We start from the raw sequence: 17852 nt of genomic DNA on the forward strand, positions 1-17852 counted from the left end.
GCGAGAGCATCGCCGGGTCTCGTTGTTGCACGCTCTCCGGTCAGACCGGCAGGCCGACGTAATTCTCGGCGATGGAGCGCTGGGCGGCCTCGCTGGAGGCGATGTAATCCAATTCGGCCAGTTGCATCCGCCGCTCGAACGGGCCGTCCTCGGGGAAGCGGTGCATCAGGCGGGTGAGCGACCAACTGAACCGCTCCGATTTCCATACGCGGGCCAGCGCCTTTTCCGAATAACCGATCACGGCCTCTACATCGTTCCTGCCGAAGAAGGCGATCAGGGCTTCGGCGGCGTAATGCACGTCGCTGGCGGCGAGGTTCAGGCCCTTGGCGCCCGTCGGGGGAACGATGTGCGCAGCATCGCCGCAGAGCAACAGGCTGCCGTGGCGCATCGGTTCGAACACGTAGGAGCGTAAGGGGGCGATCGACTTTTCCAGCGCGGGCCCGCGCGTGATGTGCGCGGCGGCATCGGGGCCGAGGCGGATCGCCAGTTCGTCCCAGATGCGATCGTCGCTCCAGTCCTCGACCTTCTCGGTCAGCGGTACGTCCACATAGTAGCGGCTGCGCGTGTGGCTGCGCTGCGAGGCGAGCGCGAAGCCGCGTTCGTGGTTGGCATAGATCAGCTCGTGATTGCACGGCGGCACGTCGGACAGGATGCCGAGCCAGCCGAAGGGATAGACCCGCTCGAAATGGCGCGCGACCGAGGCGGGGATCGCCTGGCGCGAGGGGCCGTGGAAGCCATCGCAGCCGACGACGATGCGGGCCTCGATGCGGTGCTCGGTGCCGTCCCTGGTATAGGTCACGCTGGGCGTGTCGCTCTCGATATCGTGCAGCGCGACATCGCTCGCCTGATAGATGACTTCGAGGCCGCGTTCCTCGCGCGCCTCCATCAGGTCGCGGGTCATTTCGGTCTGACCGTAGACCATGACCTGCTTGCCGGTCAGTGCCCTGATGTCGATGCGGATCAGGCGCTCGCCGTCAGCGAGGTTGAAACCGTCGTGGGGCAGGCCTTCGGCCTTCATCCGGGCATCGAGCCCGAGGCGTTCCATCATCGCCACCGTACCCTGTTCGAGCACGCCGGCGCGGATGCGCGAGAGGACGTAATCGGGGCTCTGGCGTTCTAGGACGATGCAGTCGATCCCTTCGCTCTTGAGCAAATGACCTAGCAACAAGCCCGCAGGCCCTGCGCCGATGATGGCGACTTGACGCTTCATGCAAACTCTCCCGTGCGCCCGTCGAACGGGCCTTGGTGTTGGTGTGAAGTTTGACATTCGGGGCGGTTTGAGGAAGGGTCCGGCAGGACAAAGATTGGTACTTTCGAGACAAACATGATCTTGCATCGCGTTGCTTCCGTGCCTGTCTATGCGCTCTATGGCGAGGAGCAGCCGGTCGAGACGCCGGGCTTTGCGCATATCGAGACGATCGCGGCCCGGTCTTCGCTGCACGACTGGGAAATCGGCACGCATCGCCATCGCAGCTTCGTGCAGGTGCTGATCGTCCAGCAAGGGGAGGTGGAGGTAAGCCTTGGTGACGAACGCGTCGGTCTTCCCGCGCCGGCCTTCGTGGCGGTTCGCGCGGGGATCGTCCATGGCTTTCAGTTTCGCCCGCAGACCCATGGTGTGATCCTGACGCTGGCCGCCGATTATGAAGGCGTCGCGCGGGCGCCGACGCTGGCGGCGATGCTCGAGCACGGTGGCTACGGCGCAATGGCGCCGGACGAGGCCGCGCGGGTGGAGCGTCTGACCGACGAACTGCTCGATCTTACCGGAGACTGGCGCGAGCCCGATGCCCTGTTTCACGCTCTCGTGGCGGCGCTGCTCCATGCAGTCCAGCGTGCGGCCCGTGCTGGGGCAGGCTATGACATAGAGCCGCGGATGGTGCAGTTCCACGATCTGGTCGAGAGGCACTATCGCGACAGTCGCGATCTCGCGTTCTTCGCTGGCGAAATGGGCGTGACCACGCGCACGCTCACCCGGTTGACGGTCGCCCGGACAGGGTTGCGGCCCATCGAACTGGTCAACCGCCGTCGGGCGGCGGAAGCGCGTCGGCTGCTGCGCTATTCCAATGCCAGTGTGGCGCAGATCGCCGATACGCTGGGATTTGCCGACGTGTCTTATTTTTCGCGTTTCTACATGCGGATGACGGGGCAGCGCCCAAGCCGCGATCGGCATCCTACAGTATTCGGGCAATATGATAATAAACGCTAATGACATTCAATAATGATAATGTAGCCCTATCTGCTTTACCTTCGAGAGAGAGCGGCCTAACGGCGATGGTTTCCGGCCGGGCGGTGCGAGCCTGGCGTTGACCTGAGACCATGATGTTCCGTCCGTCCGTTGGCCGCCCTGCTTTCCATGTCCGATTACTTCTGTCCGCGGCTGCCTCCGCCGGATTGGTGATCGGCGCAAACGCGCATGCGGAGGCAGATGCAGGCGATGACGCGAAGGACAAGTCGGTCATCCACGTCACCGGGCATGCCGATAGCGACGGGATGATGCCCGCTCAGGACAGCGCGGCGGCGATCAGCGAAGTGACCGCAGACTTCCTCAAGCTCCAGCCGCCGACGCTGAACGCCTTCCAGATGGTCAGCCTGTTGCCCGGCGCGAATGTCGCATCGAGCGATCCCTATGGCCTCTCGACCAGTTCGGGCATCACCATGCGTGGTCTCGGGCAGGACGAGATCGGCGTGCTGATGGAAGGCGCGCCGCAGAACGACATCGGCTATTATTACGCCTACCCCTCGCAGTTCGCCGATACCGAGAACCTGCGCTCTGTCGCGCTCAGCCCCGGTTCCGTCGATCTCAGCGCCCCTGTGGTGAACGGCGCGGGCGGCCTGCTCTCGGTTGCGCTGGCGGACCCGGAAAAGACGATGGGGGGGCTGCTCGACCTGTCGCTTGGCTCGTACGATCAGCGCCGCATCTTCGCGCGCTTCGATACCGGCACCATCGGCAACACCGGCCTGCGCGCGTTCGTGTCGTACTCCGACACGCGCGCCGATAACTGGCGCGGCGCGGGCGTGGACAAGCGCCGCCATCTCGACTTCAAGCTGCTGAACGAATGGGGTGAGGGCAATCGCGCCGCGCTGGCGGTGTCGTTCAACGAGGCGGATTCGTCGGTCTATCCCGGCCCGACGCTGGCGGACTGGAAGGCCTATGGCCGCCATCAGGGCTACGACGCCAGCTATGACGCGGCGGACGGCGGCAATCTGAATTACTGGCGGCTCTACCGCGCGCCGTTCCGTAACTTGTACCTCTCTGCGCCGGTTCACCTGAAACTGGCGGACAACCTCGATCTGGACAGCGCCAGCTATCTCCAGTTCGGCTACGGCAACTCGCCCTATGGCACCCAGTTGAGCGAGGAGGGCAACTACCTCGGCACCGAGGCGCTGGCGCCGATCACGCTGGCCAATGCGGTCGACGGCACGGCGAACGTGCTGGGCAACTACACCGGCAAGCAGCTGCGTGCAGGCGAAGTCGTCAGCCTGACCTGGACCACCGGACGGCACAAGATCACCGCCGGGCTCTGGGGCGATTACGGCACTGATCGCGTGCTCCAGACCTATACCGCGCTCAACGCCGATGGCACGCCGACCGCGATCTGGGGCCATACGAAAGATGCAATCCGCACCGCTGATGGCCGTCTGCTGGCCTACGAAAACATCAAGACAACGACAGTCACCAAGGGCTTCTTCGTTGCCGATACGATCACGGTCAATCCGCGCCTGACGATCGACGTGGGCTTCAAGGGCGTCGATTTCCTGCGCCATGGCCGCAACTACCTGCCCGGCGATCAGACCACGGTGCATGCCGACAGCTTCGCCGCGCTGCCGCAGGCGGCGGTGCGCTACAAGCTGGACGATCATAACCAGTTCTTCGCGAACGTGACCACGCATTTCCGCGCGCCGGACGAGTTCTCGCTTTACGACAGCTACGACGGCGGCGAAGTCACCTCGCAGGGCGTGAACGGACTGAAGAACGAGTATTCGGTGTCCGAGGAGTTGGGCTGGCGCTATTCGGGCAGCCGCATGGCGATCACGCTGACCGGCTTCCACTACCACTTCCGCAACCGGCAGGTCTCGACCGTGGTCGATTCCGACGGCGCACTCGTCAACGCCACGGTCAATGCCGGGCGCCAGACTTCGTGGGGTATCGACGGCGAGATCGACTATCGCCTGAACGATGCCGTCAGCCTCTATGCCTCGGGCGAATGGCTGCGCGCGAAGAACGACGACGATCTGCCGGTGGGCGATGACTATCTGCCGACCAAGGGCAAGGATGCGGTCGCCAGCCCGCACTACCAGCTGGGCTTTGGCGGGCGTTATGACGGGGGCCTGTTCTTCGGCACGCTCGGCGTGAAATATGTCGCTGCGCAGTATGCGACCTTCATGAACGACGAGCGCATTCCCGGTTTCGCCAATGTCGATGCCGGGATAGGCATGCATCTGGCCGGACTGATCGACGGCAAGCGCACCGATCTGCGCGTTAACGGCATGAACCTGTTCAACGCCCATGCGCTGTCCGGTGTGCAGTCGATCACCACCAATGCGCAGGGTACCTTGGGCCGCAACGGCACCGTGATCGAGGGTTCGGCGCCTGCGTACTACATCGCCAGCGGCCGAGCGGTGATGGTCACGCTGACGCGGGGGTTCTGACGACGCGGATGGCCGACACCGATCCTCGACACGCCGACCACCGCGTCCACGGCATGGGCACCGGGCTGGAGGCGCCGACCTGGGCGCCGATCTCGGTGGAAGAGGCGGCTGAGGTCGTGGCGCGATTCCCGGCAGCGGGGGCGCTTGAAGGGATCGAATGGCACTCGCCCCGTCCGTTCTCGGCGGGAGCCTTGGTCGTCTCTGAGCAGGGCACGTTCTTCCTCAAGCGCCACCATCTGTCGCTGCGCGACGCGGCGGGGCTGGCTGAGGAGCATGCTTTCATCGCGCACCTGCGCGAACAGGGCGTGCCGGTGCCCGAGGTTCTGACGGCGGACAACGGCAGCGGTACGGTGGTCTCCGGTGACTGGATCTATGAACTCCATGGCCGGGTCGGCGGGGTGGATCTCTATCGCGAGCGGCAGTCGTGGACGCCGTTCCTCTCGCCCGCCCATGCCCGTGCGGCAGGTGCGGCGCTGGCGCGGCTGCACGATGCCGCCGAGAGCTTCGATGCCCCGGCGCGGGATGTGCGTCCGCTGGTCTCCAGCTTCACGATCCTGCCTGCCGCCGATCCGCTGGCGCAAGTCGAGGCCTATATCGCCGCACGGCCCGCGCTGGCGAGGTTCCTTGCCGACAAGCCGTGGCGCGAGACTTTCGCGCGGCTGCTCGCCACATGGAGCGAGGGGTTGGCGGAGCGCCTGTCCGCGCAGCCAGAGTTGTGGACGCATAACGACTGGCACCCCTCGAACCTGATGTGGGACGAGGCGGGCGAAGTGGCTGCCGTGTTCGATTTCGGGCTGGCGGACCGGACCTGTGCGCTCCACGATCTGGCGACCGCGCTGGAGCGCTGCGTGATCGCGTGGCTGCGGATCGGCGAGGGTGCGCCGCTGGCGGACTTTCCCGCAACGCTGGCGCTGATCGAAGGCTATCACGCGGTGCGGCCGCTTTCTGGTGAGGATCGCCGCACGCTCGTCGCGTTGCTGCCGCTGGTGCATTTCGAGTTCGCGCTGTCCGAAGCCGACTATTTCGCAGGCGTGCTCAATGATGCGGACAGTGCGATGCTCGCCTGGCAGGGTTATCTGATCGGCCACGCGGACTGGTTCGAGAGCGAGGAAGGCCGGGCGCTATTGAGCGTGGTTTCCGGCGAAGGTGCCGGGGAAGGACAGGCCGCATGACGCCTCTGGAAATCGCGGGGGTTGTCGTCAGCGCGCTCGGCATCTGGCTGACCGCGCGGCGGGCAATGCTGTGCTGGCCGGTCAATTTCCTCGCCTGCGCGCTGTACTTCGTGCTGTTCTTTCAGGTGAAGCTCTATGCCGACATGGTGCTGCAGGCGCTGTTCGGCCTCGCGATCCTCTATGGCTGGTTCGACTGGGCACGTGGACGCGACGATAGCGGAGCGGTGATCGTCGCCCCGCTGGCGTGGAGCAAGGCCGCGCTCGGCCTTCTCATCGGCGCCCTGGGGGCGGTGGCCATCGGCACGCTGACCAGCCGCTACACCGATGCGGCGCTGCCGTGGATGGATGCCTCGCTCTCCAGCTTCAGCCTTGTCGCGCAAGTGTGGACCGCGCGGCGGCACCGCGAAAGCTGGCTTTTGTGGATCGCGGTGGACGTGATCTACGTGGGCATGTTCGCCTTCAAGGGCCTGCTGTTGACCGCCGGGCTCTATGCGCTGTTCGTCGCGCTCGCCGTGCTCGGCTATCGCCGCTGGACCCGCGCGATACGGAGCGTTTCGGCCTGAGGCCAGCCTAGAACAAACCGCGCGCTCGCGCATTGTACTCCGACGGGCAGTTTGGTTTTCGGGGTGCGATGACTTTACAGCAGTGGCTCTCGGTGGGCCTCCTTTGCGGCATGATGGCGCTGTTCGTGTGGGGGCGGTTCCGCTTCGATGTGACCGCGATCATCGCGCTGCTTGCCGGGATTGCGCTCGGCCTCGTGCCGCCCGCCAAGGCGTTCTCCGGCTTTTCGGACGATATCGTCATCATCGTCGGCTCGGCGCTGGTGCTGTCCGCCGCCGTGCAGCGCTCCGGTCTGATCGAGCGGGCGCTGGACCGCTTCGCGCATCGTCTGCGACGCCCCGGCTCGCAACTGTTCGCTCTGACCGCGACGGTCGGTGTCGCCTCAGGCCTCATCAAGAACATCGGCGCGCTGGCGATGCTGATGCCCGCCGCCTCGCAGCTGGCCAAGCGCAGCAAGACCAACCCTTCGCGCTTCTTCATGCCGATGGCCTTCGCCTCGCTGCTGGGCGGGCTGACCACGCTGGTCGGCACCTCGCCCAACATCATCGTCAGCCGCGTGCGTGAGGAGATGACCGGGCAGCCTTTTCGCATGTTCGACTATCTGCCGACCGGCCTTGGCCTGCTGGTGATCGGGCTCATTTTCCTGCGTTTCGGCAACCGCATGCTGCCCGAGCGGCAGGCGGCGGCGACCATGGGCGAGGCGCTCAACATCTCGGCCTATACCACCGAGGCGACCGTGCAGGAGGGCTCTGCCGCCATCGGCACCACCATCGCGCAGTTCGTCGAGGACCACGAGAACGAGATCGAGGTGACGGCGGTGCTGCGCCGGGGCCAGCGCGCCGAAGTCCACCCGCAGATGCCGATTGCCGAGGACGATGTGCTGATCCTTGTCGGCGATCCCGATGCCCTCGAACGCGCCATCGCCGGTTCGGGCATGGCGCTCCACGATCCCGACGACGAGGATGACGCACCGGGGGCGGACGAAGTGGGCGTGATCGAGGCGGTGGTGACGGCGGGCTCGGTACTGGTCGGCTCCACCGCCGCACGGCTGATGCTGAAGGAGCGCATGGGCCTGCGCCTGATCGCCATCGCGCGCGAGGGCGAGCGGCTGCGCAACAAGCCTACCGGCGTTGCCATGCAGGCGGGCGACGTGATCGTCCTGCAGGGCGTGCTTGATGCGATGCCCGGCCGCCTGCGCCAGCTGGGCGTGCTGCCGCTGGCCGAACGCACGATCTCGCTGGGGCGCGAGCGCAAGGGCTGGCTGGCGCTCGCAATCCTCGGCGTCGCCATGGCGGCCACGGCGACCGGGCTGGTGCCGGTGGCGGTCGCCTTCTTCGCGGGCGCGGGGCTGGTGCTGATCACCGGCGCGCTTCCGGCGGAGGATGCCTATGAAGCTATCGAATGGCCGATCCTGATCATGCTGGGGGCGTTGATCCCGGTCAGCGAAACACTCCAGAGCACCGGCGCGTCCGACGTGATGGCGACGCAGCTTGCGCATCTCGCGGCGCATCTGCCGCCGTGGGGGGCGGTGGCGCTGGTGCTGCTCGCCTCGATGGCGGTGACGCCGTTCCTCAACAACGCGGCGACGGTACTGGTGATGGCGCCCATCGCGGCCGTCTTTGCGCACGACCTTGGCTACCGCCCCGATGCGTTCCTGATGGCGACGGCGATGGGGGCGGGCTGCGATTTCCTCACGCCCATCGGCCACCAGTGCAACACGCTGGTGATGGGGCCAGGGGGCTATCGTTTCGGGGACTACGCAAGGCTGGGCGCGCCGCTCTCGCTGCTGGTGCTGGTGCTGGGAACGCCGCTCGCCATCGCGGTATGGCCGCTGCATTGATGGGTTGCGCTGGACGTTTGTGCCTCTGCCGCCTAGGCTGTGCCATTCCTGCCGTCCGTTTCCGGGCCGCTTTCTCTCGACCTTTCAATCGATGACAGGATGAAGACGTGATCGAACAACAGGCCATCGTGATCGCGCTGATCGGCGCGCTGGGCATCGGGGCGCAGTGGATCGCCTGGCGCACCGGCTGGCCCGCCATCGCGCTGATGCTGCTGGCGGGAATCATCGCCGGGCCGGTGACGGGGCTGATCGTCCCCTCGCACACCTTCGGCGAACTGCTGGAGCCGGTGATCTCCATCGCCGTGGCGCTGATCCTCTTCGAGGGCGGCCTCAGCCTCAATTTCCGCGAGTTGCGCAACACCGGAACGGCCGTGCAGCGCCTGCTGGTGCTGGGCGTGCCCATCGGCTGGGGCCTCGGCGCGCTGGCGTGCTACTATGTCGCGGGGCTGGTCTGGCCGGTGGCGATCCTGTTCGCCGGCATTCTCGTGGTGACCGGGCCGACCGTGGTGCTGCCATTGCTGCGCCAGAGTAATGTCGCCTCGCGCCCTGCCGCGATCCTCAAGTGGGAAGCCATCGTCAACGATCCGATGGGCGCGCTGCTGGGCGTCGTCACCTACGAATATCTGCGCCGCGCGGATGCGGGCGGCACTTTGCTGAGTGTGGTGATCTCGCTGATCGGTGCGGCGATCCTCGCCTGCGTGATCGGCTATGCCGCCGCGCGCGCGGTGGGCTGGGCTTTTCCGCGCGGTCATGTGCCTGAGTATCTGAAAGCCCCGGTGCTGCTGGTGACGGTAATCGGCGTCTTCGTGCTCTCGAACCTGATCCAGCAGGAGACCGGCCTGCTGACCGTGACGGTGATGGGCGTGGCGCTGGCCAACATGCGCCTGACCTCCTTGCGGGATATTCGCCCGTTCAAGGAGAACGTCACCGTCCTGCTGATCTCGGGCGTGTTCGTGCTGCTGTCCGCCTCGCTCAACTTCGATGTGCTGCGCCAGTTCGAGTGGCGCTTCCTCGCCTTCCTGCTCTCGCTGCTGTTCATCGTGCGCCCTGCCGCGGTGCTGCTCAGCCTCGCGTTCAGCAAGATCCCGTGGAACGAGCGCTTGTTGGTCGCGTGGATCGCACCGCGCGGTATCGTGGCCGTCGCGATCTCGGGCCTGTTCGCGCTGCGGCTGGCCAACATCGGCTATGGCGACGGCACGATCCTGATCACGCTGTCGTTCTCGGTCGTGGTGGCGACGATCCTGTTCCACGGCTTCTCGATCAAGACCGTCGCGCGGTTGCTGAAAGTCACCGGCGCGCCGCGTCGCGGCCTGCTGGTGGTGGGTGCGACGCCGTGGAGCTACTCGCTGGCCGAGCAGCTGACGCAGATGGAAGTGCCGGTCACGCTGTGCGACACCAGCTGGCAGCGCCTTGCCAGCGCCCGGCAGGCGGGCATCCCGACCTATCATGGCGAGATCCTGTCCGAAGCCACGCATGAGCGGCTCGATCTCGGGCAGTTTCTGGCGCTGGCGGCAGTCAGCAACAACGAGGCGTACAATGCGCTGATCTGCAACGAGTTCGCTCCCGAGATGGGCCGCGACAACGTCTATCAGCTCGGCGATGCCAGCGACGAGGAAGACCATCGCGCGCTGCCTGAATCGCTGCGCGGGCGCGCGCTGTTCGCGGCGGGCCACGGCGTGGAGGACATCTTCCGGCGCGAGCGCGAAGGCTGGTCCTTCCGCAAGACGCGCATTTCCGAACAGTTCGATTTCGAAACGGCGCAGGCCGATTTGCCCGACGGTACGGACATGCTCCTGTTGCTGCGCAAGAACGGAACGCTGCGTTTCTTCACCCACGCCTCGCGGCCCACGCCGCAGGCTGGTGACACGATCCTCTCCTACGTCCCGCCCGGCGGCAAGCCGCGACGCACGAAGCAGGAGAGCAAGACGGAAAAGGAGGCCGCACAATGAGCCGCACGATCACCACACCCTGCCTGGCCGCACGGGGATTGTCCGTACTGGGCGCGCTGGCGCTGGCAACCGCAGGCTGTCACGACAATGCCGCGCAGAGCGATGCGCAGCCCTCTGCCAGCGCCTCGGACGACAGCGACGCCATCGGCGATCAACCCTCGGCAGCCGCAGACGATAGCCCGAAGTCGATCCTGCGCCCGGACGTACTGCCCGAAGGCGGCGCGACCGAGGCACCGAAGATCGAGCCCGCGCATATCATCGTGCCGTTCGGCGCGTCGGGCCTGAAACTTGATGATGCCGGAAAGGCGCTGGTCGACAGTGCACTGGCGAGCCCGGCTGCGGGCCTTGGCGGGCCGATCATCCTGCGCGGCTCCACGGACTCGCATGGCTCGGACGGGGACAACAAGGTGTCCTCGCGCAAGCGCGCCGAGGCGGTGCGGGCCTATATGGTCTCCAAGGGCGTGCCCAGGGATCGCATCAGCGTGATCGCGCTGGGCGAGACGCGCCCGATCGCGCCGAACGCCAACGAGGACGGCAGCGACAATCCCGAAGGCCGCGCCCGCAACCGCCGCGTGGAGATCGAGATCGATCTGCCCGCGCCGCCTTCTTCGGATGCGGCTTCCGATGCGGCTGCCTCGCCTACGCCGTCTCCGACGCCTGCGCCCAGTCCCGCCCCCACCAAACGTTCGGTGAAACAATGAGCAATACCCTGACCTCGCGCCGCGTCCTGCGTCAGCACCCGGCGCTGCGCGACGACATTGCCGATTTGACCACCCGCCGTCCGCTGCCGGGGCCGGGGCTGCCGTTGCTCGATCCGTTCCTGTTCCTCAACCACCATGGGCCGCAGGTCTATCCGGCGCCCAACCGGGGTCTGCCGTTCGGCCCGCACCCGCATCGCGGTTTCGAGACGGTCAGCTTCATCCTGACCGGAGAGATGGCGCATCTCGACAGCGGCGGGCACGAAAGCGTGATCGCGGCGGGCGGGGTGCAGTGGATGACTGCCGGGTCGGGGCTCGTCCACGCCGAAATTTCGCCTGCCTCGTTCAAGCGAACGGGCGGCCCGCTGGAAATCCTCCAGCTCTGGGTCAACCTGCCCGCGCGCCTCAAGATGACGCAGCCGAGCTATACCGGGCTTCAGCGTGCCGACATTCCCGCCATCGCGCTGGAGGGCGAGCATGGTTCGGGCGGATCGCTGGACCTGATTTCGGGCACGTTCGCCGGGCAGGAGGGCGCCTATCGCTCGCTGACCGATGTGATGATGAGCACGGTCACGCTGGAAGCGGGCGGCCATGCCGTGCTGCCCTCGCCCAGGGGACGCACGGTGTTCCTCTACGTTGTCTCGGGTGCGCCCGAGGTCGGCGGTACGCAGGGCAAGGAAGCGCACCTGATCGAACTGGATGGGGAGGCGGAATGCGTCCACGTCCGCGCGCCGAGCGGCGCGGTGCGGCTCGTCTTCGGCCATGCCGATCCGATCGGTGAGCCGGTGGCCAGCCACGGGCCTTTCGTGATGAACACGCGGGAGGAAATCGTCCAGGCGATCCACGATTATCAAGCGGGCAAGTTCGGCGCGATCCCGCAGATGGGCTGACGGATCGCGCCTGACGAAGATCAGTCCGGGGCGATCCATTCGCTGAGATCGTCTGCCTGCCCGATCAGCGCGAGGCCGTGGGCAATCGAAGTCAGCTCGTCGCCGGTGGCAATCCGCGAGGCGCCGAAACGCGCCTCGAACAGCGCGCGCACGGCGGGGATCAGCGAGGAACCGCCGGTCAGGAACACGTGGTCGATGCCGCTCGCGTCCAGCCCGGCGCTGGCGAGCGCTTCGCCCACCGTCTCGTCGATGCGGGTAAGGTCGGGTGCGATCCAGCCCTCGAAATCGGCGCGGGTGACGCGCTCTTCCAGCTCGATGCCGTCCTCGTGGAAGGTCAGCGTGCCTTCCTCGTTCGAGGATAGCGTGCGCTTGAGGCGCCCGACCGCCTCGTAAAGCCCGTGGCCCAGTTCGTGCTCGACCACCGCGATCATCCGGGCGATGGCGGCGGGATCGGTGGCGGCGCGGTGCAGGCGGGCGAGTTCCTCCATCGTGCGGCGGTTGCGCATCATGGCAAGGCGCGACCAGTCGCCGAAATCCGTGAAGTGGCCGGGCGGAATTTCCAGCACCTTGTCGAACGAGCGATAGGTCCCGCCCTTGCCGAGCAGCGGCAGCACCAGATGGTCCATGATGCGGAAATCGAAGCGGTCCCCGGCGATGCCGATACCGGCAGAGCCCAGCGGCGTGCAGCGCTGCGCCGCACCCGGCGCCTCGATCCGCACCACCGAAAAGTCGCTGGTGCCGCCGCCGAAGTCCGCCACCAGCAGCGTTGCCGGCTCGTTCAGCCGTTGTGCGAAGCTGTAGGCGGCGCCGAGCGGTTCGTAGACGTAGTGGACCTGCCGCCCCAGCATCGCGAACATGGCGTCGTAGCGCGTCTTCGCCAGTGCCGCGTCGGGCCGCGCGCCGACATAGCGCACCGGGCGCCCGACGATCACCCGCTCGGGCAGATCGGCCAGCGCCTTCCCGCCGCGCGCGATCAGGTGGCGCAGGAAGACCTGCCCCATATCCTCGAAACGCAGGCGCTTTTCAAACAGGTTGGCGCTTTCGAACGCCGGGTTCGCGGCGACCGACTTGAACGACTGGATAAAGCGCGAGCCTTGCGGGAAGTCGAGAAATTCGGCGATCGCCCAAGGCCCCGCCTCATGCGCCAGCGCGCCGCGCATGTCCTCGTCCTGCCAGAAGCACAGCGCCGAGCGGAACACTTGTGCAGTGCTGTTCTGTGGTGCCGCGAACGAGACGAGTTCGGCGGCTTCCGCGCCCGTGGTTCCCGCGACGACCGAATTGGTGGTGCCGAAGTCGATGCCGACCGCGTGGATCAGGTCGGATGCGGGAGTGGTCGGCACGGTGGGGAGGCTCCTTGGGCGAGGGTCCGGGAAGGGGGCGGCGCTATGGCAGGGCACCCTGCCGCCCGCAACCCCCTGCCGTTCGAACCCGAGCCCCACCGTGCCCGGAGTTTCCCCTTACTTCAAGCCGCCACCCAGCGCGCGGTAAAGTTCGACCGCGTTGCTCTGCCGTTCCAGCCGCGTCGAGACGAGGCTGACTTGCGCGGTATACCACGAACGCTGCGAATCCAGCGTGGTCAGGAACGGATCGACGCCTTCGTCGTAGCGGGCCTGCGCGATCTGGTAGGCGCCCTTCGAGGCATCCTCCAGCGAGACCTGCGCCTTCAGCTGCTCGTCGATGGTGCCGCGCCGGGCGAGGGCATCGGCGACTTCGCGAAAGCCCGTCTGCACCGACTTCTCGTAGGTCGCCACCATCGCGTCATAGGTCGCGCGGGCATAGCGCAGGTTGCCCTGATTGCGCCCGAAATCGAAGATCGGCACGCTGGCGGTCGGCGCGACCGACCAGTAGTCGCTGCCGTTGCCGAACAGGTTGGAGAGGCCGAGGCTGAGCGTGCCGAAGGCGGCGGTCAGCGAGATCTTCGGGAAGAACGCGGCGCGGGCCGCGCCGATATTGGCGTTGGCTGCACGCAGCTGATACTCGGCCGAAACGATGTCCGGGCGGCGCAGCAGCACGTCGGAGGGCAGGTTCGCGGGCAGATTGGCGATCGTCGCGTCGTCGGTGCCGAGGCCATCGGGCAGCATCGCGGCGGGAACGGTGGTGCCCGCCAGCAGGTTCAGGAGGTTCTGGTCCTGCGCCACGGCGGTCGTTGCCGAGGCGAGATCGCTGCGGGCCTGATCGTATGTCGTCTGCGCCTGCTTGATTTCGAGATCCGAGGCGATCCCTTCCTTGGCGCGGCTTTTCGTGATGTCGAGCGTCTGGCCGAACGCCTTCATCGTCTCGCGCGCGATGTTCAGGCGGTCCTGATCGGCGGCCATCGTCAGCCAGCCGGTAGCGAGCTGCGAGATCAGCGTGACCTGCGCGGCATCGCGGTTCGCCTGACTGGCGAAGTAGCTCTCCTGTGCGGCCTGCGTCAGGTTGCGGACCCGGCCGAACAGGTCGATTTCCCAGGCGGAGACGCCGACGTTGGCCTGATAGATGTCGGCGCGGGTCGAGCTTCCCGCAGCCGCACCGGCGCCGGTTCCCGTGCCGGTCCCCCCTGCCACACCGCCGAGCCCGGCTGGCGTGCGCTGGTAGGTGGCGGGGCCATTGGCGCCCAGCGTCGGGAACAGGTCCGCGCGCTGGACCTTGAACTGTGCGCGCGCCTGCTCGACGTTGGCGAGCGAGATGCGCAGGTCGCGGTTGTTCTGCAACGACAGCGCGATCAGCTGACGCAGCCGCTCGTCGGTGAAGAAGTCATGCCAGGCAAGGTCTGCGGGCTGCACCGATCCGCTCTGCTCCGGGCCGTAGGCCGCGCCCTGCGGCGTGGTCTCGGGCACGGGAGCGGCGGGGCGGACATACTTGGGCGCCATGTTGCAGCCCGAGAGCAGCGCGGCGCCTGCGAGAGCAGAGGCGAGAACGAGGTGTTTGCGCATGTCAGGCCTCCTGCCCGTTGGTGGTAGAGGGGCCGGTATGAGAGGGCGTATGGCCGCCCACGTTGTCCTGCTTGAACAGCTGCTTCACCAGACGGAAGAAGGTGGGGACGAAGAAGATCGCCAGCACCGTTGCGGAAAGCATGCCGCCCACCACTGCCGTACCGATGGCATTCTGTCCGCCCGCGCCCGCGCCGGACGAGATCGCCAACGGCAGCACGCCGAAGATGAACGCGAAGCTGGTCATCAGGATCGGGCGCAGGCGCAGCTTGGCGGCTTCCAGTGCCGCTTCGCCCGCGCTGAGCCCCTCGCGCATCTTCTCTTCCGCGAACTCGACGATGAGGATCGCGTTCTTCGCCGAGACGCCGACCGTGGTGATCAGGCCCACCTGCAGGTAGATGTCGTTGTTGAGCCCGAACAGCCACGCGGCACCCACCGCGCCCAGCACACCCAACGGCACCACCAGCAGCACCGCGATCGGCACCGACCAGCTTTCGTAGAGCGCGGCAAGGCACAGGAACACGATCAGCAGCGAGAGCGCATAGAGCGCGGGAGCCTGCCCTGCCGAGAGCTGCTGCTCATAGCTGAGGCCGGTCCACTCGAAGCTGATCCCTGCTGGCAACTTGGCCGCCAGCTCGGTCATCGCCTGCATTGCCTGTCCTGTGGAATGGCCCGGCGAGGGGCCTCCCATCAGTTCGATCGAAGGCACGCCGTTATAGCGCTCCAGCTTCGCCGGGCCTGTGATCCAGTGCGAGGTCGAGAACGAGGAGAACGGCGCCATCGTGCCGTTGGTGGCGCGGACATAGAGGTCGCCGATGGATTCGGGCGAGGTGCGGAAGGTGTCGTCGGCCTGGACATAGACTTTCTTCACGCGGCCACGGTCGATGAAGTCATTGACGTAGCTGCCGCCGAACGCCGCGCTGAGCGTGGTGTTCACGTCGCCAAGGCTGAGGCCGAGCGAGCCTGCCTTCTCCTGATCGACATCGAGCTTGAGCTGCGGCGTGTCTTCCAGACCGTTGGTGCGCACCATGGCAAGGCGCGGGTCTTTCGCGGCCATGCCGAGCAGCTGGTTGCGCGCGGCGATCAGCTTTTCGTGGCCAAGGTTTTCCTCGTCCTTCAACTCGAAGTCGAAGCCGTCCGCGTTGCCGAGTTCGAGCACGGCGGGTGGGTTGAAGGCGATGGCCATGCCGGTGCGGATCTTGGCAAAGGCGGCGTTGGCGCGCGCGGCGATGGCATCGACCTTGTTGTCCTTGCCACCGCGTTCCGACCAGTCCTTCATGCGCACGAAGGCAATGCCGACGTTCTGGCCCTGACCGACGAAGCCGTAGCCTGCGACGGTGAAGACCGAGGCGACGTTCTTGCCCTCGTCCTTGAGGTAATGGTCGCTCATGCGATCGAGCGTGCGCTGCGTTTCCTCGATCGAGCTGCCGACCGGCAGCGTGACCTGGCTGAACATCAGGCCCTGATCCTCGGCAGGCAGGAAGCCGCCGGGCAGGCGCCAGAAGATGAAGCCGACGCCGACGAGCACCAGTGCGTAGACCACCAGCGTGCGGCCCCAGCTGCGCTCGACGCGTTCAACGCCCTTGCCGTAGCGATCGCGCGTGCGGTCGAAGGTGTCGTTGAACCAGGCGAAGAAGCGGCCGAAGATGCCCTTGGGGCGGTCCTCGCCGTGGGCTTCCTTGTGGGGCTTCAGGATCGTGGCGCACAGCGCGGGCGTCAGCACCAGCGCGACCAGCACCGACAGCGCCATCGAGGAGACGATGGTGATCGAGAACTGGCGATAGATCACGCCGGTCGACCCGCCGAAGAAGGCCATCGGCAGGAACACCGCCGACAGCACCAGACCGATGCCGATCAGCGCGCCGGAGATTTCCTCCATCGACTTGAGCGCGGCTTCCTTGGGCGAAAGATGCTCCTCCTGGATCAGGCGCTCGACGTTCTCGACCACGACGATGGCGTCGTCGACCAGCAGGCCGATCGCCAAGACCATGCCGAACAGGGTGAGGGTGTTGATCGTGAACCCGGCCAGCTGGAGCACCGCGAAGCTGCCCAGCAGCACCACGGGCACCGCGATGGTGGGAATGATCGTCGCACGCCAGTTCTGGAGGAACAGGAACATGACGAGGAACACCAGCACCACCGCCTCGACCAGCGTGTGGACCACTTCTTCCACCGAGAGGCGAACGAAGGTGGAGTTGTCGAGCGGGTATGCGACGGTGACGTCAGGCGGGAAATCGCGTGAGAGCTTGGCGACTTCGGCCTTCACGTCGGCCACGGTCTGGAGCGCGTTGGCGCCCGGCGCCAGCTTGATCGCGAAGCCCGAGGCCGGGTGGCCGTTATAGCGGGCAAGGAAGCTGTAGTTCTCCGAGCCCAGCTCGACGCGGGCGACATCGCCCAGATGGACGACTGACCCGTCGGTGCCGCTGCGCAGGATGATCTTGCGGAACTGCTCGGCCGAGGTCAGGCGCGTCTGCGCGGTGATGATGGCGTTGAGCGCCTGCCCCTTGGGCGCTGGCAGCGAGCCGATCTGGCCTGCGGAAACCTGCGCATTCTGGGCCTGAATGGCGCTCGTCACGTCGGCCATGGTCAGCGACAGGTTGGTCAGCTTGAGCGGATCGACCCAGATGCGCATCGCGTACTGCGCGCCCAGCACCTGACTGTCGCCCACGCCGGTGATGCGGCTGAGCGGGTCCTGCAGCTTGGAGGCGACATAGTCACCCAGATCGACCTGCGTGTGGCTGCCGTCCTTGGAATAGAGCGCGACGACGAGCAGGAAGTTCTTGGTCGCCTTGGTGACGCGCAGGCCCTGGGCCTGGATCTCCGAAGGCAGCATCGGCGTCGCCTGCGTCAGCTTGTTCTGCACCTGCACTTGCGCGATGTCGGGATCGGTCCCTTGCGCGAAGGTGAGGGTGATCGTGAGGTTGCCGGCGCTGTCCGACGAGGACGACATGTATTCCAGATGGTCGAGGCCCTTCATCTGCTGCTCGATCACCTGCGTGGTGGTGTTTTCGAGCGTCTGGGCATCGGCGCCGGGGTACAGCGTCTGGATGGCGATCGCGGGCGGGGCGATCTCGGGATACTGCGCGATCGACAGCGAGCGGATGGCAAGGCCGCCCGCCAGCATGAGGATGATCGCGACGACCCAGGCGAAGATCGGCCTGTGAATGAAATAGCGGGAGATCATCG

12 protein-coding genes are annotated in these 17852 nt (G+C 66.4%); 8 read left to right on the forward strand and 4 right to left on the reverse strand.

Annotated elements, in window-relative coordinates; genetic code table 11:
- Positions 1-40: 40 nt before the first annotated feature.
- Complete coding sequence (gene pobA / locus AC3EC3_RS15310) at positions 41-1210, reverse strand: 4-hydroxybenzoate 3-monooxygenase (RefSeq protein ID WP_488490464.1); 1170 nt, start codon at positions 1208-1210, stop codon at positions 41-43.
- Positions 1211-1324: 114 nt separating this feature from the next.
- Here pobA and AC3EC3_RS15315 point away from each other — a divergent pair, with 114 nt between their 5' ends.
- From AC3EC3_RS15315 to AC3EC3_RS15350, 8 genes are all read left to right on the forward strand, one after another.
- Positions 1325-2203 carry a helix-turn-helix domain-containing protein gene (locus AC3EC3_RS15315; RefSeq protein WP_488490465.1) on the forward strand — a complete coding sequence of 293 codons (879 nt, stop codon included), beginning with the start codon at positions 1325-1327 and terminating at the stop codon, positions 2201-2203.
- A 113-nt stretch (positions 2204-2316) separates the two neighbouring features.
- Positions 2317-4647, forward strand: a complete 2331-nt coding sequence (locus tag AC3EC3_RS15320; protein WP_488490561.1) for a TonB-dependent receptor — start codon at positions 2317-2319, stop codon at positions 4645-4647.
- Positions 4648-4655: 8 nt separating this feature from the next.
- Positions 4656-5819, forward strand: coding sequence for a phosphotransferase enzyme family protein (locus tag AC3EC3_RS15325; protein WP_488490466.1), 1164 nt, complete (start codon positions 4656-4658; stop codon positions 5817-5819).
- Positions 5816-6382 carry a nicotinamide riboside transporter PnuC gene (gene pnuC / locus AC3EC3_RS15330; protein WP_488490467.1) on the forward strand — a complete coding sequence of 189 codons (567 nt, stop codon included), beginning with the start codon at positions 5816-5818 and terminating at the stop codon, positions 6380-6382. Before AC3EC3_RS15325 ends, pnuC begins: the two co-directional genes overlap by 4 nt.
- 68 nt (positions 6383-6450) lie before the next feature.
- On the forward strand, positions 6451-8220 hold the full coding sequence (locus tag AC3EC3_RS15335) for an SLC13 family permease (RefSeq protein ID WP_488490468.1): 1770 nt from the start codon (positions 6451-6453) through the stop codon (positions 8218-8220).
- Positions 8221-8330: 110 nt separating this feature from the next.
- Positions 8331-10169 carry a cation:proton antiporter gene (locus AC3EC3_RS15340; protein WP_260929702.1) on the forward strand — a complete coding sequence of 613 codons (1839 nt, stop codon included), beginning with the start codon at positions 8331-8333 and terminating at the stop codon, positions 10167-10169.
- Positions 10166-10870: an OmpA family protein gene (locus AC3EC3_RS15345; protein ID WP_488490469.1), complete on the forward strand. Its 705-nt coding sequence runs from the start codon at positions 10166-10168 to the stop codon at positions 10868-10870. Before AC3EC3_RS15340 ends, AC3EC3_RS15345 begins: the two co-directional genes overlap by 4 nt.
- Positions 10867-11757: a pirin family protein gene (locus AC3EC3_RS15350; protein WP_488490470.1), complete on the forward strand. Its 891-nt coding sequence runs from the start codon at positions 10867-10869 to the stop codon at positions 11755-11757. The genes AC3EC3_RS15345 and AC3EC3_RS15350 overlap by 4 nt, the downstream gene beginning before the upstream one ends.
- A 20-nt stretch (positions 11758-11777) precedes the next feature.
- Here the strand turns inward: AC3EC3_RS15350 and AC3EC3_RS15355 are convergent, their stop codons facing one another.
- From AC3EC3_RS15355 to AC3EC3_RS15365, 3 genes are all read right to left on the reverse strand, one after another.
- Positions 11778-13097, reverse strand: a complete 1320-nt coding sequence (locus AC3EC3_RS15355) for an Hsp70 family protein (RefSeq protein ID WP_488490471.1) — start codon at positions 13095-13097, stop codon at positions 11778-11780.
- Between the two features lie 117 nt (positions 13098-13214).
- Positions 13215-14669 carry an efflux transporter outer membrane subunit gene (locus AC3EC3_RS15360; protein ID WP_488490472.1) on the reverse strand — a complete coding sequence of 485 codons (1455 nt, stop codon included), beginning with the start codon at positions 14667-14669 and terminating at the stop codon, positions 13215-13217.
- A gap of 1 nt (position 14670) precedes the next feature.
- Complete coding sequence (locus AC3EC3_RS15365) at positions 14671-17847, reverse strand: efflux RND transporter permease subunit (protein ID WP_488490562.1); 3177 nt, start codon at positions 17845-17847, stop codon at positions 14671-14673.
- Positions 17848-17852 lie beyond the last annotated feature (5 nt).

The sequence above is a fragment of the Novosphingobium sp. BAM6 genome (genome assembly GCF_057784955.1).